Source organism: Variovorax sp. R-27, assembly GCF_049913215.1.
Lineage (GTDB): Bacteria > Pseudomonadota > Gammaproteobacteria > Burkholderiales > Burkholderiaceae_C > Variovorax.
This window is the reverse complement of sequence record NZ_CP183984.1, coordinates 6,569,750-6,590,255: the sequence shown is the minus strand read 5'-3', so window position 1 is coordinate 6,590,255 and position 20,506 is coordinate 6,569,750. Positions and strand designations below refer to the sequence as shown.

Below are 20,506 nucleotides of genomic sequence, written 5' to 3'. Positions count from 1 at the left end.
AAGTGCAGGGCCGCATCACCCAACAAACCCTGCTTGGAAGGACTCGAGGAGATTGAGCACATCGGCGGCTCTCCCTTCGGCAACCAGCGACTCGGCGGTCCTGCAATCAAACAGCGCGAATGGCTCGTTCCTGTACCAGAGGATGGCCGCCTCAAAGTCCCCACCCGAGACCGTAGTCGCGGCAGCCAGCACTTGCTGGATCGTGTGGGTAGATGACTGGATGTCACTCATAGCTCGACCACGAGCTCGGGGCTGAACTGCTTGTTCTCCAGGCCGCGGCCATGCTGCAAGTACCCACGGGGATTGCACACCACCCGGCAGTTGCCCACTTGATAGTCAAAGCTCTCGTGGATGTGGCCGTGGAACCAAAGCGAAGGCACCTCGAAGAAAGAGCTTGGGAGCTCGCTCACAAAAGATGGGGACAGCCAGTCGGACTGATAGTGCCGCGCAAGGGAGTTTCGATGCGGGGCGTGGTGGGTCACAACCACCGTTGGCCCGTCGAAGGGCTCGGCCAGTTTCTGGGCCAGCCAGGCGCGGTCACGCTGGTGGAGCGCCAGTGTGTCCTCGGGGACCAGGCGGCGCTTTTTTGACTTGGCTGCTACCACCGGTGCGTCGGAGGATTCCTGCGCTTCGGCCCACCGGATCGATGAGTAGTCGTTGAGACGGACCTTGGCCGCCTTCGTAGCCCGTTCGGTGTCTACCAGCAACCCCGTCTTGGTCTGGATCGGCAGTTCGAAGTCTGTCCACAGCGTGCAGCCCAGAAAGCGGACGCCGGCGATCACGGCCTCGCCCGGTGCCAGGAGATGCACGTTGCACGACCTCGCGGCGAGCGCCATTTCCTTGAGCGAGGTCTGGAAGACACCTTCGTAGTACTCATGGTTGCCGGGCACGAACAGGATGGGGGTTGTCTCCCCAAAGTTTCCCGCCCGCCGGGCCCAGCGCATGGCCTTGAAACCGGGGACGAAGATGTCCCCAGCAAGGATCACTGCGTCGTAGTTGACCTTCGGGACGTTGAAGATCCCGAACTCGAGGTGCAGGTCCGAAAGGATGAGCAGCTTCACGTCGATGGCCCATTTCTTCAGCAGCGCATTCAGGACATCAGGATCGAGAGCTTGGCGTTCCATGCCTCGCCATCGGACCTGGAGGGCACGGCGACGCGGATCGTCGGGCGGTCGAAGTCCCTGGTCTCGAAGAGGATGTGCACGTGCTGAAAGCGAAACACCGGGTTTCCGGGATATTCGGTCCACTTGAGTTGCCAGGTGTTGAAGTACTCGAAGTCGACCGTCCGGGCTTTCCTTCCGCGGCTGACGATGCAGGCCTTGCGGGCATCCGGATCGAACAGGATGCAGGTTCCATCCCAATCGCCCAGCATGCGGCGAGGGTCGACCGGGAAGAAGGTTGCGCCAAATGCTTGGCCTTGCTCGCGAAGCAACTGCTCATGTCCTGTCTGGATCGAACGAGGCGATGCGATCCAGGCCCAGTAGAAGAGAACCAGTGCGACTGCGAGCATCGCCATGAGTGGGAGTGTCACGAGCGAGTCTCCTGAGACCAACGTGAACGAGTGTTGCCTCTCAACGACAAGTCGACGATGTCCTGTGGTGGTAGTGCCAAGCGTGGCCCATTTCGTCGAGAACTTGATGGATCGTCCGGCAAAGCTAGATCACCGAGATCTGCGACCCGGCTATCGATTGGGGGCTGTGTCGGTTCCGCTTTCATTCATCGTCCTGTGCCAGCTGTAAGACGACGCGGACTCCGCTGGGAGCCGCGACGAGTCGAATCGCTTCAGTGTGAGATCTGAAGAATAGTCGAATTTCCACTATTCCAAAACGAACTTCAGGGTGCGGGCCACAAGGAAGTGGCTCATGCAGAAGACAATTTACAGCCGGCAAAGCAAGCTGGTGACGACTCTCCTACGAGAGTTCAGGCAGGCAAGGGAAATGACTCAGGTGGAACTGGCCAAGAAACTTGGCATAACCCAAAGTGACCTCAGCAAAGTTGAGCGGGGAGCTCGGCGCATCGACTTTGTCGAACTGAGGCATTGGGCCGCCGCACTGGGTATCGATATGGGGCTTTTCGTCGCCGAGTTTGAGGCGAGGCTTGAAGCCGCGTCTGTGGCAGCACAGGTGCACAGGCGCCCCCACTGATGCGCTGGCGACGCTCAGTCGAGGTAGGGGGCGTCCCGCGTTAGACGCCATGAATACGGCTCTAGTTGAGGCAATGACTTGATTTCATGCGCAGTCTCCGGTGCCGGTATCGCTGGCAATGAGTGAGACTTTTTCCTTCGATGTTAGTGTCTACTGCTGGCATTTGCTCCGAGTTTTCCGCAGAAATTTTTGACACTCTGTTATCTAGTGTTTTCGCCTGCGCTCTCGATTTTTGACACTCTGTTGGGAAATTTGACACTCTGTTAGGAGCCTCTAAGACCCCAGGCCTGCCGGGTCACACACCCTTGCGCATAATTGACGCAAGCTATGACTCTCACCGAACTCAAATACATCGTCGCAGTAGCCCGCGAACGGCACTTCGGCAAGGCGGCCGAGGCCTGCTACGTTTCACAGCCGACCCTCTCGGTCGCGATCAAGAAGCTCGAGGACGAGCTCGAAGTCAAGCTCTTCGAGCGCAGCGCCGGCGAAGTGACCGTCACGCCGCTGGGCGAGCAGATCGTGCAGCAGGCGCAGAGCGTGCTCGACCAGGCGGCCAGCATCAAGGAAATCGCCAAGCGCGGCAAGGACCCGCTGGCAGGTCCGCTGAATCTGGGCGTGATCTACACCATCGGGCCGTACCTGCTGCCCGACCTTGTGCGCCAGGTGATCGCGCGCACGCCGCAGATGCCGCTGGTGCTGCAGGAGAACTTCACCGCCAAGCTGCTCGAGATGCTGCGCGCCGGCGAGATCGACTGCGCCATCATGGCCGAGCCCTTTCCCGACACCGGCCTCGCGATGGCGCCGCTGTACGACGAGCCCTTCATGGCGGCGCTGCCCAACAAGCACAAGTTTGCCGATCGCGAATCGATCACCTCCGAAGAGCTGCAGAGCGAAACCATGCTGCTGCTGGGCACCGGCCACTGCTTCCGTGACCACGTGCTGGAGGTGTGCCCGGAGTTCGCGCGCTTCTCCAGCAATGCCGAAGGCATCCGCAAGAGCTTCGAAGGCTCGTCGCTCGAAACCATCAAGCACATGGTGGCCTCGGGCATGGGCGTGACGCTCGTACCGCGCCTGTCGGTGCCGGCCGAGGCGATCAAGCCCAAGGTCAAGGGCCGCAAGGAGCCCGAGCAGATGGTGCGCTATCTGCCGGTGCGCGATGCGCACGACCGCGACCCGCCCACGCGCCGCGTGGTGCTCGCATGGCGGCGCACCTTCACGCGCTATGAGGCGATTGCGGCGCTGCGCAACGCGATCTATGCGTGCGAGCTGCCGGGCGTCAAGCGCCTGTCGTAGATCGCTGGGATAGAGTCACGCTGTTGCGAAGCCGCGTGCCGGCTTTCAGAATTCAGGTGTTCTCCCCTCCAAATTGAAGAAAGACCTCCCGCCATGGCCAAAGACTCGAAAAAATCATCGTCCGCCTCCTCCGCCGGCAAGGTGCCCAAGAAGGGCGGTGCGGTGGTTGCGCAGGAGTCGGGCAGCCGCAATGCGCCGATCATCAACATCGGCATCGAGCGCCAGGACCGCGCCGCCATCGCCGAAGGCCTGAGCCGCGTGCTGGCCGACACCTACACGCTCTACCTCACCACGCACAACTTCCACTGGAACGTGACGGGCCCGCACTTCAATTCGCTGCATGCGATGTTCATGGGCCAGTACACCGAGCTTTGGGGCGCAACCGACGTGCTGGCCGAGCGCATTCGCGCCCTGGGCCACTATGCGCCGGGCTCGTATGCCGAGTTCAGCAAGATCGCCACCGTGCCCGACGTGCCGCAGACCCCGCCCAAGGCGATGGAGATGGTGCGCATCCTGGTGAAGGGCCACGAAACTGTGTCGCGCATTGCGCGCGAATTCATTCCTGTCGCCGAAGAAGCCGGCGACGACCCGACGGCCGACATGCTGACCGCGCGCTGCACGGTGCACGATCAAACGGCCTGGATGCTGCGTTCCCTCCTTGAAGACTGAGTCCGCTCCCCCCGTCACTGCGCCCGCGCCTCCCCGCGGGCGTTTTGCGTTGTACCTCGACCTGATCCGCTGGAACCGTCCCGCGGGTTGGCTGCTGTTGCTGTGGCCCACTCTTGGCGCGCTCTGGTTCGCGGCGGGCGGCTGGCCCGGCTGGCACCTGCTGGTCGTGTTCACGCTCGGCACCTTCCTCATGCGCAGCGCAGGCTGCTGCGTCAACGACGTGGCCGACCGCGACTTCGACCGCCATGTGAAGCGCACAGCGCAGCGGCCCGTTACCAGCGGCGCGATGTCGGTCAAGGAAGCGCTTGGGCTGGGCGTGGTGCTGGCACTGGCGGCCTTCGGCCTGGTGCTCACGACCAACCGCACGACGGTGCTGTGGTCGTTCGCGGCGCTGGCCATCACGCTGATCTATCCGTTTGCGAAGCGCTTTGTCTCGGTGCCGCAGGCGGTGCTGGGCATCGCCTTCAGCTTCGGCATTCCGATGGCCTTTGCCGCGGTGCAGTCCACGGTGCCGGTCTTTGCCGCGTGGTTGCTCGCGGGCAACCTGTTCTGGGTGCTGGCCTACGACACCGAGTACGCGATGGTCGACCGCGACGACGATCTCAAGATCGGCATGAAGACCTCGGCCATCACCTTCGGCCGCTTCGACGTGGCGGCAGTGATGGCGAGCTACGCGATCTTCCTTGCGGTCTGGACCTGGGCCGGCGCGAGCCGTTCGCTGGGCGTGCTGTTCTACGTGGGCATTGCCGTAGCCGTGGCGCAGGCGCTGTGGCACTGGCGGCTGATTCGCGACCGCACGCGCGAAGGCTGCTTCAAGGCCTTCCGCCTGAACCACTGGCTGGGCTTCACGGTGTTCGCCGGCGTCGTGGCCGGCTACGCCGTTCGCTGAGAGCGCGCATGCTGGAGCGACTGAAGCAGAAGATCGGCCAGGAGGGCTTCTCCGAATGGCACCGCATCACGCAGGAGATGGTCGATCGCTATTCGGAGCTGTCGGGCGACGGCGAAGGCGAGTGGATTCACCTCGACCCCGAGCGTGCGGCGCGTGAGGCGGACTACGGCGGCACCATCGTGCAGGGCTTCTTCCAGGTCTCGCACCTCATCCGGCTGACCGGCGAAGCCATGCGCACGCTGCTGCCCTTCGATTCGAACCATGCGCTCAACTACGGCTTCGACCGTCTGCGCTTCGTGCGGCCGATGCCGGTGGGCGCGCGCTTCAGGGCACGGTTGCGCATCGCGGAAGTGACGCCCAAGCCCGGCGACAGCTTTCTGCTGAAGGAAGAAGTCTGGCTCGAGCTGGAGGACGGCACCGTCACGCTGGCCGCCGAATGGCTGTTCTTCCTCGGGCCGCGCGCGCTGCCCGAGGCCTGAAATCAGTCGCGGCCGAATTCTTCGCCCAGTTCGGCGGCGCGCTTCTGTGCCGCGCGGATCGCGGTCTTGAACTGTGCCTTCACGTCGGCCTGTTGAAGCGAGGTGATGGCCGCGTAGGTCGTGCCGCCCTTGGAGGTCACACGCTCGCGCAGCACCGAGGGGGGTTCGGTCGCGCTGTGCGCCAGCGCCGAGGCACCGGTAAAGGTGCCGATGGCCAGCCGCTGGGCTTGGTCGGGCGTCAGGCCCATCTCGACGCCGGCTTCGGTCATCGCCTCGATGAAATAGAACACGTACGCCGGGCCCGAGCCGGACATGGCGGTCACGGCGTCGAGCGCCGGTTCGGCGTCGACCCAGATCAGCTCGCCGGTGGGCGCCAGCAACTTCGCGACCGTCGAGCGGTCGGTGTTCTCGACGCCTGGCCGGGCGAACAGGCCGGTCATGCCCTTGCCCACCAGCGCGGGCGTATTGGGCATGGCGCGCACCACGCGTTCCGTGCCCAGCCAGCGGGCGATGCTGCCGGACGGAATGCCCGCGGCCACGCTCAGGTGCAGGGCGTCTTCGGCAAAGTCGCGCACCGCGCGGGCGGCTTCGGCAAAGGTCTGGGGTTTGACCGCCCACACCACCACGCCGCAGCGCGACAGGGCCTCGCCCGCCTCGGCCTTCGCGACGATGCCGAAGGACTGGGCCAGCTTCGTGCGGGCCTCCTCGAAGGGCTCGACCACCTCGAACGCATCCGCCGGGGTGCCTTGCTGGATCAGCCCGCCGATGATGGCGCTGGCCATGTTGCCGCCTCCGATGAAGGCGACGGGGGGCAGCGGCGCGGGGCCGGTGCGGGGCAGGAAGGTCACGGCGATGGTCATGGTCGGTCGGCGTATTCGAAGGCTGCGAACTGGGTGATTTGAAGCGGATTGAAATTGTCGTCGCTCACGACCACCAGCATGCGCTTGCCGTTGGGCAGCGGTGGCCCCCAGCACATGCCTTCGGTGTTGTCGAGGCGGGACAGGCCGAGCGCGGCGAAGTCGGCCACCAGAGTCTTGGCCGCCGGCCGGTGGTTGTCCGGTGCCAGCGTGTCGACCGCGAGCACGTCGCTGGCAGCGCGGGTGTCGATTTCGTAGAGGCGCAGCGAATTGCCGGCGCCGGTGGCGTAGGCGCGCTCCAGCACCAGCATGCGGTCGGCGTCGAGCATCAGGATCTCGCTCACGCCGTTGTCGGCGTAGCTGCCGGGAATCAGCGGGCGCAGCGGTATGGCGTCGGGTACGTAGGCGATCTGGCGGTCGGCCTGGCCGGTTTGCAGGTCGATCCGGGTGAAGCGGCAGGGGCCGCCGGGCGCGCCGGTGGTGGGCTTGGGGCCGTCCTGGATCAGTGCGTTTTCCATCGCCAGCCAGGCGAAACGGCCGTCGGGCGTGAGGGTGACGCCTTCGAAGGTCAGGTTGTCGCGCGGGCCGCGGCGCAGGGCCGGATCGGGCTGGAACATCGCCGGCATCGGGAATTCGCGCAGAAAGCGGCCGTCGCGGGTCGATTCGTACAGCGCGGGGCCGAAACCACGGGCGATGTCGCCCTCGCTGGTCCAGAGCAGGGTGTTGGTCGCCGGGCGCAGCCGCAGGGCTTCGGGGTCGGGCACGGGAAGTCCGTCGACCGCGTGGCGACGATCCGGCCAGGGTCCGCCGCCGGGGCGTTGCAGCTGCACAACGCCCGTCGGTTCGGGTTGTTGCGCGGCCTGTGGGTGGGGCCAGCGGGCGATGTAGTAGCGCACGGGTGCTTGGTCTGACCGGTCATCGCTGATGAGCAGGTACTCACCTCGGATCGGGTCGTAGTCGATGCCGGAGAGGCCGCCGGCCACGGTGCCTTCTATATGAAGGCGGTGCGGCCAGCGCGCCTCGCCAATGCGGCGCAGCCGGCCAGGGTCCGGATTCGGAGTCGCGCTCTTGCAGCCGGCCAGGCCCAGCGCTACCAGGCTGGCCCCGCTCGCCAGCAGGTGACGACGCTGGAGCAATGGGGGCGAAAAGGGTGGTTTCAGGGGCTGGCGCACGCCCTGGAGTCTAGTGGCAGCGCGAGATGGTGTAATGGGGTTGTTGACATCGGCATTAGTGCGTGCAACAATCGCGGGCTTCGCTTCTAAAAGGCGAAGCTTTCAGCCCAAAGCGGAAGTGCCTCGAGTGGTTCGAGGCATGGACGACGGGCCCAAGACTGACCGCGGTGCCTCCCTCCTGGATGCACATCGGTACAAGTTGGGAATATCAAGAAATGATCCAAACTGAATCCCGGCTCGAAGTGGCCGACAACACAGGCGCGAAATCCGTCCTGTGTATCAAGGTGCTCGGTGGCTCCAAGCGGCGTTATGCCAGCGTGGGCGACGTCATCAAGGTCAGCATCAAGGAAGCCGCTCCGCGTGGTCGCGTCAAGAAGGGCGAGATCTACAGCGCTGTGGTGGTCCGCACCGCCAAGGGCATCCGTCGCGCAGACGGCTCGCTCGTCAAGTTCGACGGCAACGCAGCAGTGTTGCTCAACGCCAAGCTGGAGCCTATCGGCACCCGCATCTTCGGACCGGTCACGCGCGAACTGCGCACCGAGAAGTTCATGAAGATCGTGTCGCTGGCACCTGAAGTTCTGTAAGGACAACAACGCCATGAACAAGATTCGCAAAGGCGACCAGGTCATCGTGTTGGCCGGTCGTGACAAGGGCAAGCGCGGTACCGTGTCGCTCCGCAAGGACGATTCGCACGTGCTCGTCGAAGGCATCAACGTCGTCAAGAAGCACACCAAGCCGAACCCGCTCAAGGGTACGACCGGTGGCATCGTCGAAAAGTCCATGCCCATTCACCAATCCAACGTGGCGATCTTCAATGCCGCGACCGGCAAGGCCGATCGCGTGGGCATCAAGATCACCCAGGGTGCTGACGGCAAGCGCGTGGCTGTTCGCGTCTTCAAGTCCAGCGGCGACGAAATCAAGATCGCCTAAGAGGTACTCACATGGCACGTCTCCAACAACACTATCGCGAAAAGATCGCGAAAGACCTGACGGAAAAGTTCGGCTACAAGTCGCCGATGCAGGTTCCGCGTCTCACCAAGATCACCCTGAACATGGGTGTGGGTGAGGCAGTCGCCGACAAGAAGGTTCTCGACAACGCTGTCGCCGACCTGACCAAGATCGCTGGCCAGAAGCCCGTGGTTACCAAGTCGAAGAAGGCTATCGCCGGTTTCAAGATCCGCGAAAACCAGCCGATCGGCTGCATGGTCACGCTGCGTGGCGTGCAGATGTATGAGTTCCTGGACCGTTTCGTGACCATCGCGCTGCCGCGTGTTCGCGACTTCCGCGGCATCTCCGGCCGTGCGTTCGACGGCCGTGGCAACTACAACATCGGCGTCAAGGAACAGATCATTTTCCCCGAGATCGAGTACGACAAGGTCGATGCCCTGCGCGGTCTCAATATCAGCATCACGACGACGGCCAAGACCGACGAAGAAGCCAAGGCGCTTCTCGCTGGTTTCCGTTTCCCGTTCAAGAACTGAGGTGATCTGTGGCTAAAGCATCTTTGATCCAGCGCGAACTCAAGCGCGACAAGCTGGTTGCCAAGTTCGCTGCGAAGCACGCGGAACTGAAGGCAATCTCCAACGACGTGAAGAAGAGCGACGAAGAGCGCGCTGCAGCCCGCCTGGGCCTGCAAAAGCTCCCGCGCAACGCGAACCCCACGCGTCAGCGCAACCGTTGCGAAATCACCGGTCGCCCGCGTGGCACCTTCCGTCAATTCGGTCTGGCCCGCGCCAAGATCCGCGAACTGGCTTTCAATGGCGACATCCCCGGTGTCACCAAGGCCAGCTGGTAAGCCAGGCAGGAGCAAACAACATGAGCATGAGTGATCCCATTGCCGACCTGCTGACGCGTATCCGTAACGCGCAGATGGTGGCGAAGCCCACCGTGTCGGTCCCGTCTTCCAAGGTGAAGATCGCGATCGCACAAGTCCTGAAGGACGAGGGCTACATCGACGGCTTCCAGGTCAAGACCGAAGCCGGCAAGAGCGAGCTTGAAATTTCGCTGAAGTACTACGCTGGCCGTCCGGTCATCGAGCGCATCGAGCGCGTGAGCCGCCCTGGCCTGCGCGTCTACAAGGCCAGTGCTTCCATTCCGCAGGTTCAGAACGGCCTCGGCGTTGCGATCGTCACGACCCCCAAGGGCGTGATGACCGACCGCAAGGCTCGCGCCACCGGTGTCGGCGGCGAAGTTCTGTGCTACGTCGCCTAACCGAGACATCGAGGAGTTACTGAAATGTCCCGAGTAGGAAAAATGCCGATCACCATCCCCGCAGGCGTGGATGTGTCGATCAAGGAAGACCAGATCAGCGTCAAGGGCACGGGCGGCACGCTCAGCCTGTCGCGCAATGCACTGGTGAAAATCGTCAGCAATGACGGCAAGCTGAGCTTCGAGCCCGCAAACGAGTCGCGTGAAGCGAACGCGATGAGCGGCACGATTCGCCAGCTGGTGAACAACATGGTCGTCGGCGTCACGAAGGGCTTCGAGAAGAAGCTCAGCCTGATCGGCGTCGGCTACAAGGCTGCAGCGTCCAACAACAAGCTGAACCTGCAAGTCGGTTACTCGCACCCGGTCAACATCGACATGCCGCAAGGCATCACGGTGGCCACCGCGACCCCGACCGAAATCGTGATCAAGGGTGCTGACCGTCAGCGCGTTGGTCAAATCGCCGCTGAGATCCGCGCTGTTCGTCCGCCAGAGCCCTACAAGGGCAAGGGCATCCGCTATGCGGACGAGAAGATCGTGATCAAAGAGACCAAGAAGAAGTAAGGGGCAGCAAAATGATGTTGACCAAAAAAGCACAGCGTCTTCGCCGCTCGCGCCAGACCCGCATTCGCATCGCGACGCAGGGCGTGGCCCGTCTGACGGTGAACCGCACCAACCTGCACATCTACGCGACCGTCATCTCCGACGACGGCACCAAGGTGATTGCAACCGCATCGACGGCAGAAGCCGAAGTGCGTACCTCGCTCGGCGGTTCGGGCAAGGGCGGCAACGCCGCTGCAGCCACCGCCGTCGGCAAGCGCATCGCTGAAAAGGCGAAGGCTGCCGGCGTCGAGAAGGTCGCCTTCGATCGCGCAGGTTTCGCATACCACGGCCGCGTCAAGGCGCTGGCCGAGGCCGCCCGCGAAGCCGGCCTGCAGTTCTAACCGGACACGAGATTCAAAATGGCAAAGATTCAGGCAAGAACGCAGAACGAAGGCCCCGAGGACGGTTTGCGCGAGAAGATGATCGCGATCAACCGTGTCACCAAGGTGGTGAAGGGTGGTCGTATCCTCGGTTTCGCAGCACTCACCGTGGTCGGTGATGGCGATGGTCGCGTCGGCATGGGCAAGGGCAAGTCGAAGGAAGTGCCCGCTGCAGTGCAGAAGGCCATGGAAGAAGCGCGTCGCAACCTGCTGAAGGTTTCGATCAAGAACGGCACGCTGCACCACCAGGTGCAAGGCCACCATGGCGCTGCGACGGTCGTGATGTATCCGGCTCCCAAGGGTACCGGCATCATCGCCGGCGGCCCGATGCGCGCCGTGTTCGAAGTGATGGGCATCACCGACATCGTGGCCAAGAGCCATGGTTCGTCGAACCCCTACAACATGGTTCGCGCCACGCTCGACGGGTTGAAGAACTCGACGACGGCGGGCCAGGTGGCTGCCAAGCGCGGCCTCACCGTCGAAGAAATCTTCGCTTAAGCGCAAGCCGAAAGAAGCATTCAAATGACGACGCAACAACAAACCCTCAAGGTCCAATTGGTCAAGAGCCCGATCGGTACCAAGGAATCGCATCGCGCGACCGTGCGTGGCCTCGGCCTGCGCAAGCTCAACAGCGTGAGCGAGCTGCAAGACACCCCTGCGGTGCGCGGCATGATCAACAAGATCAGTTATCTGGTCAAAGTTCTGTAAGAGAGACTGATATGGAACTCAATGGCATCAAGCCGGCGGATGGCGCCAAGCACGCCAAGCGCCGCGTCGGTCGCGGTATCGGCTCCGGCATCGGCAAGACCGCAGGTCGCGGTCACAAGGGCCAGAAGTCGCGCGCAGGCGGTTTCCACAAGGTCGGCTTCGAAGGCGGTCAAATGCCGCTGCAGCGTCGCCTGCCGAAGCGTGGCTTCAAGTCGCATCTGCTGAAGTTCAACGCCGAAGTCACGCTGACTGCCCTCGAGCAGCTCGGCCTGGCCGAAGTGGACGTCCTGGCGCTGAAGCAAGCCGGCCTCGTGGGCCAGCTCGCCAAGGTCGTCAAGGTCGTCAAGACCGGCGAACTGACCAAGGCCGTCAAGCTGACGGGCGTGGGCGCTACCGCTGGTGCCAGGGCTGCGATCGAAGCGGCCGGCGGCAGCATCGCCTGATCACCATCGGACTGAAAGAAGTTCTTCGTGGCAACTAACGCGGCAACGATCGCAAAAACAGGCAAGTTCGGCGACCTCCGCCGTCGGCTCGTCTTTTTGCTGCTCGCGCTCGTGGTCTACCGGATTGGCGCGCACATTCCTGTGCCGGGTATCAACCCGGACCAGTTGGCGGCGCTGTTCCAGGGCCAGCAGGGCGGCATTCTGAGCCTGTTCAACATGTTCTCGGGCGGGGCGCTGTCGCGCTTCACCGTGTTCGCGTTGGGGATCATGCCGTACATCTCGGCGTCGATCATCATGCAGCTGATGACCTACGTGCTTCCGACCTTCGAGCAATTGAAGAAGGAAGGCGAGGCCGGCCGCCGCAAGATCACGCAGTACACGCGCTACGGTGCGCTGGGCCTGGCGCTGTTTCAGTCGTTCAGCATCGCGGTGGCTCTCGAGTCGTCGGCCGGTCTGGTCATCTCGCCTGGTTTCGGCTTCCGCCTGACCGCCATGGTGAGCCTGACGGCAGGTTCGATGTTCCTGATGTGGCTCGGCGAGCAGATCACCGAACGCGGCCTGGGCAACGGCATTTCGATCCTGATCTTTGCAGGTATCGCGGCCGGTCTGCCCAACGCCATCGGCGGCCTGCTGGAGCTGGTGCGTACCGGTGCCATGAATGTCATCGTCGCGCTCTTCATCGTCGCGGTGGTGGTGCTGGTCACCTACTTCGTTGTGTTCGTCGAACGCGGTCAGCGCAAGATCCTCGTGAACTATGCGCGGCGCCAGGTCGGTAACAAGGTCTATGGCGGCCAGTCGTCGCACCTGCCCTTGAAGCTGAACATGGCCGGTGTGATCCCGCCGATCTTCGCTTCGTCGATCATCCTGCTGCCCGCAACGGTGGTTGGCTGGTTCAGCACCGGTGAAGGCGGTTTCCGCTGGATCAAGGATGTTGCCGGCGCTCTGCGTCCGGGCGAGCCGATCTACGTGCTGCTGTACGCTGCCGCGATCGTTTTCTTCTGCTTCTTCTACACGGCACTCGTGTTCAACAGCAAGGAAACGGCCGACAACCTGAAGAAGAGTGGTGCATTCATTCCTGGCATTCGCCCGGGTGACCAGACCGCTCGCTACATCGACAAGATTCTGGTTCGCCTGACGTTGGCTGGCGCGGTGTACATCACCTTCGTCTGCCTGCTGCCCGAGTTCCTGATCCTGAAGTACAACGTGCCGTTCTACTTCGGTGGTACCTCCCTGCTGATCATCGTGGTCGTCACGATGGACTTCATGGCCCAGGTGCAAAACTACATGATGTCCCAGCAGTACGAATCGCTGCTGAAGAAGGCGAACTTCAAGACATCGTAGGGCTGTGTTTCAGTATTGAGTCCGGGCGGTAGACCGCCACGTTAAACAGTTTTAGGAGAATGAAATGAGAGTTTCGGCTTCGGTCAAAACCATCTGCCGTAATTGCAAGGTCATCCGCCGTAAAGGTGTGGTGCGTGTGATTTGCACCGACCCGCGCCACAAGCAGCGCCAGGGTTGATTGAAGAGTATTAGAGGACGCACATGGCACGTATTGCTGGCATCAACATTCCGCCGCACAAGCACGCTGAAATCGGCCTGACCGCCATCTTCGGCATCGGTCGCACTCGCGCCCGTCAGATCTGCGAAGCGAGCGGCATCGAATATTCGAAGAAGATCAAGGATCTGACCGACGCCGATCTCGAAAAGATCCGCGACCAGATCGCTCTGTTCACCATCGAAGGCGATCTGCGTCGCGAGACGACGATGAACATCAAGCGTTTGATGGACATCGGCTGCTATCGCGGCTTCCGTCACCGTCGCGGCCTGCCGATGCGCGGCCAGCGCACGCGCACCAACGCCCGCACCCGCAAGGGTCCGCGCAAGGCTGCGCAGTCCCTGAAGAAATAAGGATAGAACAGCATGGCTAAAGCACCTGCAAACAACGCCGCACAGCGCGTTCGCAAAAAGGTTCGCAAGAACGTCGCGGACGGTATCGCTCACGTGCACGCTTCGTTCAACAACACCATCATCACGATCACCGATCGCCAGGGCAACGCCCTGTCGTGGGCTTCGTCGGGTGGCCAGGGCTTCAAGGGCTCGCGCAAGTCGACGCCGTTCGCTGCGCAGGTGGCTTCCGAAGTGGCCGGCCGTGCTGCTGTCGAACAAGGTATCAAGAACCTCGACGTCGAGATCAAGGGCCCGGGCCCCGGTCGCGAATCGTCGGTGCGCGCACTGGCTGCGCTCGGCATCCGGATCAATTCCATTGCCGACGTGACGCCCGTTCCGCACAACGGCTGCCGTCCCCAGAAGCGTCGCCGCATCTGATCGTCAGTCCGCAAGGCGCAGCCAGCTTTGAATAGCGGCTGCGCATTTGTTTTTTAACTAAGCCCACCGCCATCCGCGTTTCGCCGATGGCTCCCGCAGGCAACTGCGGCAGATGACACAAAGGAAAAATCGTGGCACGTTACCTCGGCCCCAAGGCCAAACTTTCCCGCCGTGAAGGCACCGACCTGTTCCTGAAGAGCGCCCGCCGTTCGATCCAGGACAAGGCCAAGTTCGACTCCAAGCCCGGCCAGCACGGTCGCACCTCGGGTCAGCGCACTTCCGACTACGGCCTGCAACTGCGTGAAAAGCAGAAGGTCAAGCGCATGTACGGCGTGCTCGAAAAGCAATTCCGCCGCTACTTCGAAGAAGCTGATCGTCGCCGTGGCAACACCGGCGCCAACCTGCTGTTCATCCTCGAATCGCGCCTGGACAACGTCGTCTACCGCATGGGCTTCGGCTCGACCCGCGCCGAAGCGCGCCAGCTCGTGTCGCACAAGGCGATCACGGTGAACGGTCAGTCGGTCAACATCCCGTCGTACCTGGTCAAGACCGGTGACGTGATCGCCGTGCGCGACAAGTCGAAGAAGCAAAACCGCATTGTCGAAGCGCTGCAACTCGCCCAGCAAGTCGGTATTCCGGCTTGGGTCGACGTGAATGCCGACAAGGCCGAAGGCACGTTCAAGAAGGTGCCCGATCGCGACGAATTCGCCGCCGACATCAACGAATCGCTGATCGTCGAACTGTATTCGCGTTGATTTTTTCTACCCGCTTGCGCGTCTTTGCGCTGGCGGGAGATTGATATTGTTGTTCACGTTCCTGCTCCGCGCTTCGTCGCGGATCAGGTGCTTCACCAGCCTTACCGGTGTAACGAGCCGGGGGTATTGAGAGGAAGTCTGCATGCAAACCACCCTGCTGAAACCCAAGACCATCCAGGTCGAGCAACTTGCCCCCAACAAGGCCAAGGTCACGCTCGAACCTTTCGAGCGCGGCTACGGCCACACGCTCGGCAACGCGCTGCGTCGCGTTCTGCTGTCGTCCATGGTCGGCTACTCGGCCACCGAAGTCACGATCGCTGGCGTTCTGCATGAGTACTCGTCGATCGACGGCGTGCAGGAAGATGTCGTCAACATCCTGCTGAATCTCAAGGGCGTGGTGTTCAAGCTCCACAACCGCGACGAAGTCACGCTGAGCCTGCGCAAGGACGGCGAAGGCCCGGTCCTGGCGTCGGACATCCAGACCCCGCACGACGTCGAAATCATCAACCCTGACCACGTGATCGCGCACCTGTCGCAAGGCGGCAAGCTCGACATGCAGATCAAGGTCGAAAAGGGTCGTGGCTACGTGCCCGGCACGATGCGCCGCTACGCCGACGAGCCGACCAAGTCGATTGGCCGTATCGTTCTCGACGCGTCGTTCTCGCCCGTCAAGCGCGTGAGCTACACGGTCGAAAGCGCCCGTGTCGAACAGCGTACCGACCTCGACAAGCTGCTGGTTGAAATCGAAACCAACGGTGCGATCACCGCCGAAGACGCCGTGCGCGCATCGGCTAAAATCCTGGTCGAACAGCTCGCCGTGTTTGCGCAGCTCGAAGGCGGCGAACTCGCAGCATTCGATGCACCGGCACCGCGCAGCGCACAGCAATTCGATCCGATCCTGCTGCGCCCTGTCGACGAGCTCGAGCTCACCGTGCGTTCGGCCAACTGCCTGAAGGCCGAAAACATCTACTACATCGGTGACCTGATTCAGCGCACCGAAAACGAGTTGCTCAAGACCCCGAATCTGGGTCGCAAGTCGCTCAACGAAATCAAGGAAGTCCTCGCTTCGCGCGGCCTGACCTTGGGTATGAAGCTCGAAAGCTGGCCGCCGGCCGGTCTCGACAAGCGTTGATTTGAATTTTTGAAATAGGCCTCCTGAAAAAGGCCAGTGCACCGGGCAGTACCTGATACGGCTGCCTGTTTTTATAAAGTAAAGGAAAGCACCATGCGTCACGGACACGGACTCCGCAAACTCAACCGCACCAGCTCGCACCGCCTTGCGATGCTGCAGAACATGATGAATTCGCTCATCGAGCACGAAGTCATCAAGACCACGGTCCCCAAGGCCAAGGAACTGCGCCGCGTCATCGAACCGATGATCACGCTCGCCAAGAAGCCCACGCTCGCCAACAAGCGCCTGGCTTTCGACCGCCTGCGCAGCCGCGACAGCGTCGTCAAGCTCTTCGGCGAACTCGGCCCGCGTTTCGCCGCGCGTCCGGGCGGCTACACCCGCATCCTGAAGATGGGTTTCCGCGTGGGCGACAACGCTCCGATGGCACTCGTCGAACTGGTCGACCGTCCTGAAATTAAAGAAGAAGCAGCCGAGCAAAACGCTGCTGAATAAGCTATAATTCCATCTTGCCGCGCGATGGAGCAGCCTGGTAGCTCGTTGGGCTCATAACCCAAAGGTCGCAAGTTCAAATCTTGCTCGCGCAACCAATTTAAAAGGCCCTTTGAATTTCAAAGGGCCTTTTTTCTTGGCCGGTAAATGAATTGAAAAAGCCCTCGCAAAGAGGGCTTTTTTGTTTCCGGAATTTGCGCGCTCGCCTAGTCTTAACCGTGCCAGGCCGAGCAGCGGATTACGCTGCAGAAGTTGCCCCGGTGGAAGTGCGGCTCCTTGTCCGCGATCACGTCCGCCTTGACGTTCCCGAACGTCGTCTCCGGCTTGTGCCGGATGCCGTCGTAGAAGGCCTGGATGATGTCTTCTTTGAAGTGTTCGGTGCGCGGATGCGCATGCACGACCTTCGTGCGCTCGGCCTCGCTGTACTCCTTGTAGGTCAGGCCCAGCACGTCCATCTCGACGCCGGCCGTGACCAGTGCCACCACCGGGTGCATGTGCTGCGGGATGCCCGGCGTCGTGTGCAGCGCGATCGAGGTCCATACCAGGTCGATGTCCTGCTTCGAGATTCCATGCCCGCACAGGAAGTCGCGCGCCACGTTCGCACCGTCGACTTCGAAGCGCTCGTGCGCGCTACTGTGTTTCTTCACCAGCCCCATGTCGTGGAACATCGCGCCGGCGTACAGCAGCTCCGGGTCGAAGGTCAGCCCGCGGCGCTTGCCGGCGAGCGCTCCGAAGTAGTAGACCCGGCTCGAATGGTGAAAGAGCAGCGGCGGGGCCGTGTCTCGAACCAGTTCCGTGATCTCGTGTGCGAGCTTGCTGTCGGGGATGCGCACCCCTTCGATATCCGTCGTCGTCAAAGTCATTTGGATTTCTCCTGTGAAGTTGAGACAACTCTAGGAGTAGGCTGTGATGGCTTCGATCGACGTAGAACGGCGAATCCAGACATTGTCCGTCCGAAAGCGCCGCAGATCCATGAAAGCTCCGAAGACCGTCGCCATCCTCGCCATGCCCGGCGTCCAGTTGTTGGATGTGTCCGGCCCGCTCGACGTGTTCGCCGAGGCCAACCTGCAAGCTCGTTCGCAGGCCTACAGGCTGCAGGTGATCGCAACCCGGCGAGGGCCCGTGCGCAGTTCCTCGGGTGTGCGGCTCATGCCCGATGCAGTCATCGGCGATGCAATGGACGAGCCCATTCACACACTGCTCGTCGCGGGCTCTCCGCACGCGGCCGACGCGGTGTCCGATGCCAACGTGACCACGTGGCTGAGGAAACTCACACCCAAGATGCGCCGTTTCGGCTCGGTCTGCAGTGGCGCCTTCGTGCTGGCCCAGGCCGGGCTCTTGAACGGCCGGCGCGTCACCACGCACTGGGCCGTTGCCGACCAGCTCGCGCAGGAGTTCCCTTCGGTCACCGTCGACGCCGATGCCATCCACGTGCGCGACGGCCGCCTGCGCACCGCCGCAGGTGTCACGGCGGGCCTGGACCTATCGCTCGCACTCGTGGAGGAAGACCTCGGCCGCGACATCGCAATGAAGGTTGCCGCGCAGCTCGTGATGTTCTTCAAGCGCCCTGGCGGCCAGATGCAGTTCAGCCGCAAGGGCGAGGCCGCGCCCACCGGCCGTTCGGCCCTTCAGGAGGTCCAGCGATGGATCTCGGCCAACCCTGCCGAGGATCACGGCGTCGCGAATCTCGCGGCGCGCATGGGCCTCAGCGAACGCCACTTCGCGCGGCTCTTCAGGCAGGAGGTCGGAGTCACACCCGCGGCGTGGGTGGAAGACGTTCGCGTGGCCGCCGCGCGCCGCCTGCTGGAGGCTGGAGACGCGGCACCCAAGCAGGTGGCATACGAATGCGGATTCGCCGATGCCGACACGCTGCGCCGCGCGTTCCAGCGGCAGGTCGGCATCACGCCCGCGGAGTACCGCAAGCGTTTCGGGGCCGCGTCAATCAGTCTGGAATGACCGCCGTCACCTCGATCTCGACCTTCGCGCGGTGCTCGACCAGTGCCGCCACCTGCACGCAGGTCATAGCCGGGAAGTTGCGGCCCATCGCATCGCGGTAGACGGGGCCGAGCTCGGCGAGCCGGCTGCTGTATTCGTCGCGGTCGGTCACGTACCAGGTCATGCGCACCATGTGCTCAGGGCCCGCACCGCCTGCGCGCAGCACCTCGGCGATATTGCGCAGCGCCAGGCCGCATTGGTCGATGAAGTCGTCCGACTCGAACTGCTGCTGCGCATTCCAGCCGATCTGTCCGCCGACGAACAGCGTCGTGCCGCGCGCGGCAACGCCGTTCGCATAGCCTTTGGGAGGCAGCCAACCTTCGGGCTGCAAGAGTTTGTGGATCATGATGTTGTGTTGAGTTGTCTCAGTTTGAATCGCTGGAGCTTGCCGGTTTCGGTGCGTGGCAGCACCGGCACGAACTCGATTTCCCGCGGGTATTTGAAAGGCGCGATCGTCGCCTTCACGTGGTCCTGCAGCGCCTTCACGAGGGCTGCGTTGCCCTCGTTGCCGGGCTTCAGGACACAGAACGCCTTCACGATCATGCCGCGGTCGGCATCGGGCTTGCCGATCACGCCGCACTCGGCCACGGCCGGGTGCTTGAGCAGCGCGTCTTCGACCTCCGGGCCGCCGACGTTGTAGCCGGCCGTGATGATCATGTCGTCGGCGCGTGCCTGGTAGAAGAAGTAGCCGTCGTCGTCCTGCACGAACGAATCGCCCGGATAGTTCCAGCCGTTCTTCACGTAGTCGGCCTGGCGCGGATCGTCGAGATAGCGGCAGCCTACTGGGCCCTGCAGCGCGAGCTTGCCGACCGTGCCGCGCGGCACCTCGTTGCCTTCGTTGTCCACCACCTTCGCGGTGAAGCCCGGCACTGCCTTGCCGACCGCGCCGCGGCGCACGTCGTCGCCCGCAGCCGAAATGTAGATGTGGAACACCTCGGTGCCGCCGATGCCGTCGAGCATCTCGATGCCGGTGGCGTCCTTCCACAGCTGACGCGTGGCATCGGGCAGCGCTTCGCCGGCACTTACGCTGATGCGCAGGCTGGGCATGCCGTGCTGCTTCACGAACGGCGCCATCTGGCGATAGAACGTCGGTGCCGTGTAGCAGATGGTCGCGCCGACCTCGTTGATGAGCTTCACCAGCCCCTCGGGCGTGAACGGCGCATCGGGAAAGTAGACCGAAGCCCCCGCCCACATCGGGAACACCAGCAGCCCACCGAGGCCGAAGGTGAAGGCCAGCGGCGGAGAGCCCACCACGATGTCGTCGCTGCGCGCGCGCAGCACATGGCGCGGCCAGGTCTCGCACATCGCGAGCACGTCGCGGTGTGTGGTGACGGGCGCCTTCGGCTTGCCCGTGGTGCCCGATGTGAAGGCCAGCAGCGCGATGTCGTCCGATGCCGTGGGGCAGGCCTTGAACACACCGCTCTTCTTCGCCGCGCGTGCAGAGAGCGAGTCATCCGCATCGGGCTTGTTGAATGCAATCACCGTGGCGAGCACCGGATGTGCCTGCTGAGCGATCACGAGTTCGTCGAGCAGGCGCCCATCGCACAACGCGGCTACGGGCTGCGCCTTCTCGATGATCTCGCCCAGCTCCTTCGCGCGCAGCAGCGGCATCGTTGCTACTGCGATCAGCCCGGCCTTCACCACCGCGAGCCACGACAGCGCCATGGCCACCGAGTTGCCGCCACGCAGCAGCACGCGATTGCCCGGCACGAGCCCGAGGTCTTCCGTCAGCACCTGCGCGATGCGATTGACCTCGACGGCCGCTTGCGCGTACGTCAACGTGCCCTGCGGCGAACGCAGCATCGGCTTGTCGCCGAGGCCCTTGGCCACCGCCTTGTCGAGCAACTCCTCGACCAGGTTCAGCTGGTCGGGCAACTGCAGCTCGGGCAGTTCGTAGCGAAAGACGGGCAGCTGCGCGGCAGGCGGCAGGCGGTCGTGAACGAAGCGGTCGACTTGGGCAGACACGGT

The 20,506-nt window shown here is 62.9% G+C and carries 31 protein-coding genes and 1 tRNA gene; 24 read left to right on the top strand and 8 right to left on the bottom strand.

The genetic code is table 11. The features are described from left to right. Nucleotides 1-15: 15 nt before the first annotated feature. From ACN9MV_RS31005 to ACN9MV_RS30995, 3 genes are read right to left on the bottom strand one after another with little or no spacing between them, the layout of a single operon-like run. Nucleotides 16-231 carry a hypothetical protein gene (locus ACN9MV_RS31005; RefSeq protein ID WP_426390729.1) on the bottom strand — a complete coding sequence of 72 codons (216 nt, stop codon included), beginning with the start codon at nucleotides 229-231 and terminating at the stop codon, nucleotides 16-18. After that, nucleotides 228-1,124, bottom strand: coding sequence for a metallophosphoesterase (locus ACN9MV_RS31000; RefSeq protein WP_426390728.1), 897 nt, complete (start codon nucleotides 1,122-1,124; stop codon nucleotides 228-230). The genes ACN9MV_RS31005 and ACN9MV_RS31000 overlap by 4 nt, the downstream gene beginning before the upstream one ends. Further along, nucleotides 1,091-1,516, bottom strand: coding sequence for a hypothetical protein (locus ACN9MV_RS30995; RefSeq protein ID WP_426390727.1), 426 nt, complete (start codon nucleotides 1,514-1,516; stop codon nucleotides 1,091-1,093). The genes ACN9MV_RS31000 and ACN9MV_RS30995 overlap by 34 nt, the downstream gene beginning before the upstream one ends. A gap of 346 nt (nucleotides 1,517-1,862) precedes the next feature. On the opposite strand from ACN9MV_RS30995, the gene ACN9MV_RS30990 reads away from it, so the two are divergent. From ACN9MV_RS30990 to ACN9MV_RS30970, 5 genes are all read left to right on the top strand, one after another. Then, a complete protein-coding gene (locus ACN9MV_RS30990; RefSeq protein WP_093307521.1) occupies nucleotides 1,863-2,144 on the top strand; it encodes a helix-turn-helix domain-containing protein in 282 nt (93 codons plus the stop codon). 327 nt (nucleotides 2,145-2,471) lie between these two features. Further along, on the top strand, nucleotides 2,472-3,437 hold the full coding sequence (locus ACN9MV_RS30985; protein ID WP_093059408.1) for a LysR substrate-binding domain-containing protein: 966 nt from the start codon (nucleotides 2,472-2,474) through the stop codon (nucleotides 3,435-3,437). 93 nt (nucleotides 3,438-3,530) lie between these two features. After that, the gene (locus ACN9MV_RS30980) at nucleotides 3,531-4,106 is read left to right on the top strand and encodes a Dps family protein (protein WP_093059406.1); all 576 of its coding nucleotides are present in this window, start codon (nucleotides 3,531-3,533) and stop codon (nucleotides 4,104-4,106) included. Then, nucleotides 4,096-4,995 (top strand): 4-hydroxybenzoate octaprenyltransferase, encoded by a 900-nt coding sequence (gene ubiA / locus ACN9MV_RS30975; RefSeq protein ID WP_426390726.1) that lies wholly within the window; start codon nucleotides 4,096-4,098, stop codon nucleotides 4,993-4,995. Before ACN9MV_RS30980 ends, ubiA begins: the two co-directional genes overlap by 11 nt. Nucleotides 4,996-5,003: 8 nt before the next feature. Then, nucleotides 5,004-5,474, top strand: coding sequence for a MaoC/PaaZ C-terminal domain-containing protein (locus tag ACN9MV_RS30970; RefSeq protein WP_426390725.1), 471 nt, complete (start codon nucleotides 5,004-5,006; stop codon nucleotides 5,472-5,474). A 2-nt stretch (nucleotides 5,475-5,476) separates the two neighbouring features. Here the strand turns inward: ACN9MV_RS30970 and proC are convergent, their stop codons facing one another. Together proC and ACN9MV_RS30960 are read right to left on the bottom strand one after the other, a co-directional pair. Further along, nucleotides 5,477-6,334 (bottom strand): pyrroline-5-carboxylate reductase, encoded by an 858-nt coding sequence (proC, locus tag ACN9MV_RS30965; protein ID WP_354336713.1) that lies wholly within the window; start codon nucleotides 6,332-6,334, stop codon nucleotides 5,477-5,479. Further along, nucleotides 6,331-7,467, bottom strand: coding sequence for an esterase-like activity of phytase family protein (locus ACN9MV_RS30960; protein WP_426390724.1), 1,137 nt, complete (start codon nucleotides 7,465-7,467; stop codon nucleotides 6,331-6,333). The genes proC and ACN9MV_RS30960 overlap by 4 nt, the downstream gene beginning before the upstream one ends. A 251-nt stretch (nucleotides 7,468-7,718) precedes the next feature. Here ACN9MV_RS30960 and rplN point away from each other — a divergent pair, with 251 nt between their 5' ends. From rplN to ACN9MV_RS30870, 18 genes are all read left to right on the top strand, one after another. Next, nucleotides 7,719-8,087 (top strand): 50S ribosomal protein L14, encoded by a 369-nt coding sequence (gene rplN, locus ACN9MV_RS30955; RefSeq protein ID WP_009124801.1) that lies wholly within the window; start codon nucleotides 7,719-7,721, stop codon nucleotides 8,085-8,087. 13 nt (nucleotides 8,088-8,100) lie between these two features. Beyond that, a complete protein-coding gene (rplX, locus tag ACN9MV_RS30950; RefSeq protein ID WP_093059397.1) occupies nucleotides 8,101-8,433 on the top strand; it encodes a 50S ribosomal protein L24 in 333 nt (110 codons plus the stop codon). 11 nt (nucleotides 8,434-8,444) lie between these two features. Continuing rightward, nucleotides 8,445-8,984 (top strand): 50S ribosomal protein L5, encoded by a 540-nt coding sequence (gene rplE / locus ACN9MV_RS30945; RefSeq protein ID WP_013544114.1) that lies wholly within the window; start codon nucleotides 8,445-8,447, stop codon nucleotides 8,982-8,984. Between the two features lie 8 nt (nucleotides 8,985-8,992). After that, nucleotides 8,993-9,298 carry a 30S ribosomal protein S14 gene (gene rpsN, locus ACN9MV_RS30940; protein ID WP_042577476.1) on the top strand — a complete coding sequence of 102 codons (306 nt, stop codon included), beginning with the start codon at nucleotides 8,993-8,995 and terminating at the stop codon, nucleotides 9,296-9,298. A gap of 20 nt (nucleotides 9,299-9,318) precedes the next feature. Then, on the top strand, nucleotides 9,319-9,714 hold the full coding sequence (rpsH, locus tag ACN9MV_RS30935; protein WP_093059395.1) for a 30S ribosomal protein S8: 396 nt from the start codon (nucleotides 9,319-9,321) through the stop codon (nucleotides 9,712-9,714). A gap of 24 nt (nucleotides 9,715-9,738) precedes the next feature. Next, nucleotides 9,739-10,272 (top strand): 50S ribosomal protein L6, encoded by a 534-nt coding sequence (gene rplF / locus ACN9MV_RS30930; protein WP_093059393.1) that lies wholly within the window; start codon nucleotides 9,739-9,741, stop codon nucleotides 10,270-10,272. A gap of 14 nt (nucleotides 10,273-10,286) precedes the next feature. Then, nucleotides 10,287-10,652 carry a 50S ribosomal protein L18 gene (gene rplR, locus ACN9MV_RS30925; RefSeq protein ID WP_042672913.1) on the top strand — a complete coding sequence of 122 codons (366 nt, stop codon included), beginning with the start codon at nucleotides 10,287-10,289 and terminating at the stop codon, nucleotides 10,650-10,652. A gap of 18 nt (nucleotides 10,653-10,670) precedes the next feature. Beyond that, on the top strand, nucleotides 10,671-11,189 hold the full coding sequence (gene rpsE, locus ACN9MV_RS30920) for a 30S ribosomal protein S5 (protein ID WP_093059391.1): 519 nt from the start codon (nucleotides 10,671-10,673) through the stop codon (nucleotides 11,187-11,189). A gap of 24 nt (nucleotides 11,190-11,213) precedes the next feature. Further along, nucleotides 11,214-11,399, top strand: a complete 186-nt coding sequence (gene rpmD, locus ACN9MV_RS30915; RefSeq protein WP_009124818.1) for a 50S ribosomal protein L30 — start codon at nucleotides 11,214-11,216, stop codon at nucleotides 11,397-11,399. 11 nt (nucleotides 11,400-11,410) lie between these two features. Beyond that, nucleotides 11,411-11,842 (top strand): 50S ribosomal protein L15, encoded by a 432-nt coding sequence (gene rplO, locus ACN9MV_RS30910; RefSeq protein WP_426390723.1) that lies wholly within the window; start codon nucleotides 11,411-11,413, stop codon nucleotides 11,840-11,842. A 27-nt stretch (nucleotides 11,843-11,869) separates the two neighbouring features. Then, nucleotides 11,870-13,183 carry a preprotein translocase subunit SecY gene (secY, locus tag ACN9MV_RS30905; RefSeq protein WP_093059387.1) on the top strand — a complete coding sequence of 438 codons (1,314 nt, stop codon included), beginning with the start codon at nucleotides 11,870-11,872 and terminating at the stop codon, nucleotides 13,181-13,183. Between the two features lie 64 nt (nucleotides 13,184-13,247). Then, nucleotides 13,248-13,361, top strand: coding sequence for a 50S ribosomal protein L36 (gene rpmJ, locus ACN9MV_RS30900; protein WP_013544106.1), 114 nt, complete (start codon nucleotides 13,248-13,250; stop codon nucleotides 13,359-13,361). Between the two features lie 23 nt (nucleotides 13,362-13,384). Next, entirely contained in the window at nucleotides 13,385-13,750 is a 366-nt protein-coding gene (rpsM, locus tag ACN9MV_RS30895) for a 30S ribosomal protein S13 (RefSeq protein WP_013544105.1), read from the top strand. 12 nt (nucleotides 13,751-13,762) lie between these two features. Continuing rightward, nucleotides 13,763-14,167: a 30S ribosomal protein S11 gene (gene rpsK / locus ACN9MV_RS30890; protein WP_009124825.1), complete on the top strand. Its 405-nt coding sequence runs from the start codon at nucleotides 13,763-13,765 to the stop codon at nucleotides 14,165-14,167. A 131-nt stretch (nucleotides 14,168-14,298) separates the two neighbouring features. Next, nucleotides 14,299-14,922, top strand: a complete 624-nt coding sequence (gene rpsD / locus ACN9MV_RS30885) for a 30S ribosomal protein S4 (protein ID WP_009124826.1) — start codon at nucleotides 14,299-14,301, stop codon at nucleotides 14,920-14,922. 142 nt (nucleotides 14,923-15,064) lie between these two features. Then, a complete protein-coding gene (locus tag ACN9MV_RS30880) occupies nucleotides 15,065-16,054 on the top strand; it encodes a DNA-directed RNA polymerase subunit alpha (RefSeq protein ID WP_093059385.1) in 990 nt (329 codons plus the stop codon). A gap of 93 nt (nucleotides 16,055-16,147) precedes the next feature. Beyond that, a complete protein-coding gene (gene rplQ, locus ACN9MV_RS30875) occupies nucleotides 16,148-16,546 on the top strand; it encodes a 50S ribosomal protein L17 (protein ID WP_093059382.1) in 399 nt (132 codons plus the stop codon). Nucleotides 16,547-16,564: 18 nt separating this feature from the next. Further along, nucleotides 16,565-16,641 (top strand) — tRNA-Met (locus tag ACN9MV_RS30870). Nucleotides 16,642-16,755: 114 nt separating this feature from the next. Here ACN9MV_RS30870 and ACN9MV_RS30865 read toward each other — a convergent pair. Continuing rightward, nucleotides 16,756-17,406, bottom strand: a complete 651-nt coding sequence (locus ACN9MV_RS30865; protein ID WP_093059380.1) for an HD domain-containing protein — start codon at nucleotides 17,404-17,406, stop codon at nucleotides 16,756-16,758. 109 nt (nucleotides 17,407-17,515) lie between these two features. Here ACN9MV_RS30865 and ACN9MV_RS30860 point away from each other — a divergent pair, with 109 nt between their 5' ends. Beyond that, nucleotides 17,516-18,499, top strand: coding sequence for a GlxA family transcriptional regulator (locus tag ACN9MV_RS30860; RefSeq protein WP_426390722.1), 984 nt, complete (start codon nucleotides 17,516-17,518; stop codon nucleotides 18,497-18,499). On the opposite strand, the gene ACN9MV_RS30855 is transcribed toward ACN9MV_RS30860, so the two are convergent. Together ACN9MV_RS30855 and ACN9MV_RS30850 are read right to left on the bottom strand one after the other, a co-directional pair. Then, nucleotides 18,486-18,884 carry a RidA family protein gene (locus tag ACN9MV_RS30855; protein WP_093059376.1) on the bottom strand — a complete coding sequence of 133 codons (399 nt, stop codon included), beginning with the start codon at nucleotides 18,882-18,884 and terminating at the stop codon, nucleotides 18,486-18,488. The two genes, ACN9MV_RS30860 and ACN9MV_RS30855, sit on opposite strands and share 14 nt — an antisense overlap. Continuing rightward, nucleotides 18,881-20,503, bottom strand: a complete 1,623-nt coding sequence (locus ACN9MV_RS30850; RefSeq protein ID WP_354336717.1) for an AMP-binding protein — start codon at nucleotides 20,501-20,503, stop codon at nucleotides 18,881-18,883. The genes ACN9MV_RS30855 and ACN9MV_RS30850 overlap by 4 nt, the downstream gene beginning before the upstream one ends. Nucleotides 20,504-20,506: the final 3 nt, after the last annotated feature.

What these genes read in the sequence shown, in the direction of transcription:
- ACN9MV_RS31005 (WP_426390729.1), bottom strand. Translation starts at nt 231, where the DNA reads ATGAGTGACATCCAGTCATCTACCCACACGATCCAGCAAGTGCTGGCT.
- ACN9MV_RS31000 (WP_426390728.1), bottom strand. Translation starts at nt 1,124, where the DNA reads ATGGAACGCCAAGCTCTCGATCCTGATGTCCTGAATGCGCTGCTGAAG.
- ACN9MV_RS30995 (WP_426390727.1), bottom strand. Translation starts at nt 1,516, where the DNA reads ATGGCGATGCTCGCAGTCGCACTGGTTCTCTTCTACTGGGCCTGGATC.
- ACN9MV_RS30990 (WP_093307521.1), top strand. Translation starts at nt 1,863, where the DNA reads ATGCAGAAGACAATTTACAGCCGGCAAAGCAAGCTGGTGACGACTCTC.
- ACN9MV_RS30985 (WP_093059408.1), top strand. Translation starts at nt 2,472, where the DNA reads ATGACTCTCACCGAACTCAAATACATCGTCGCAGTAGCCCGCGAACGG.
- ACN9MV_RS30980 (WP_093059406.1), top strand. Translation starts at nt 3,531, where the DNA reads ATGGCCAAAGACTCGAAAAAATCATCGTCCGCCTCCTCCGCCGGCAAG.
- ACN9MV_RS30970 (WP_426390725.1), top strand. Translation starts at nt 5,004, where the DNA reads ATGCTGGAGCGACTGAAGCAGAAGATCGGCCAGGAGGGCTTCTCCGAA.
- proC (WP_354336713.1), bottom strand. Translation starts at nt 6,334, where the DNA reads ATGACCATCGCCGTGACCTTCCTGCCCCGCACCGGCCCCGCGCCGCTG.
- rplN (WP_009124801.1), top strand. Translation starts at nt 7,719, where the DNA reads ATGATCCAAACTGAATCCCGGCTCGAAGTGGCCGACAACACAGGCGCG.
- rplX (WP_093059397.1), top strand. Translation starts at nt 8,101, where the DNA reads ATGAACAAGATTCGCAAAGGCGACCAGGTCATCGTGTTGGCCGGTCGT.
- rplE (WP_013544114.1), top strand. Translation starts at nt 8,445, where the DNA reads ATGGCACGTCTCCAACAACACTATCGCGAAAAGATCGCGAAAGACCTG.
- rpsH (WP_093059395.1), top strand. Translation starts at nt 9,319, where the DNA reads ATGAGCATGAGTGATCCCATTGCCGACCTGCTGACGCGTATCCGTAAC.
- rplF (WP_093059393.1), top strand. Translation starts at nt 9,739, where the DNA reads ATGTCCCGAGTAGGAAAAATGCCGATCACCATCCCCGCAGGCGTGGAT.
- rplR (WP_042672913.1), top strand. Translation starts at nt 10,287, where the DNA reads ATGTTGACCAAAAAAGCACAGCGTCTTCGCCGCTCGCGCCAGACCCGC.
- rpsE (WP_093059391.1), top strand. Translation starts at nt 10,671, where the DNA reads ATGGCAAAGATTCAGGCAAGAACGCAGAACGAAGGCCCCGAGGACGGT.
- rpmD (WP_009124818.1), top strand. Translation starts at nt 11,214, where the DNA reads ATGACGACGCAACAACAAACCCTCAAGGTCCAATTGGTCAAGAGCCCG.
- rplO (WP_426390723.1), top strand. Translation starts at nt 11,411, where the DNA reads ATGGAACTCAATGGCATCAAGCCGGCGGATGGCGCCAAGCACGCCAAG.
- rpmJ (WP_013544106.1), top strand. Translation starts at nt 13,248, where the DNA reads ATGAGAGTTTCGGCTTCGGTCAAAACCATCTGCCGTAATTGCAAGGTC.
- rpsM (WP_013544105.1), top strand. Translation starts at nt 13,385, where the DNA reads ATGGCACGTATTGCTGGCATCAACATTCCGCCGCACAAGCACGCTGAA.
- rpsK (WP_009124825.1), top strand. Translation starts at nt 13,763, where the DNA reads ATGGCTAAAGCACCTGCAAACAACGCCGCACAGCGCGTTCGCAAAAAG.
- ACN9MV_RS30880 (WP_093059385.1), top strand. Translation starts at nt 15,065, where the DNA reads ATGCAAACCACCCTGCTGAAACCCAAGACCATCCAGGTCGAGCAACTT.
- rplQ (WP_093059382.1), top strand. Translation starts at nt 16,148, where the DNA reads ATGCGTCACGGACACGGACTCCGCAAACTCAACCGCACCAGCTCGCAC.
- ACN9MV_RS30865 (WP_093059380.1), bottom strand. Translation starts at nt 17,406, where the DNA reads ATGACTTTGACGACGACGGATATCGAAGGGGTGCGCATCCCCGACAGC.
- ACN9MV_RS30860 (WP_426390722.1), top strand. Translation starts at nt 17,516, where the DNA reads ATGAAAGCTCCGAAGACCGTCGCCATCCTCGCCATGCCCGGCGTCCAG.
- ACN9MV_RS30855 (WP_093059376.1), bottom strand. Translation starts at nt 18,884, where the DNA reads ATGATCCACAAACTCTTGCAGCCCGAAGGTTGGCTGCCTCCCAAAGGC.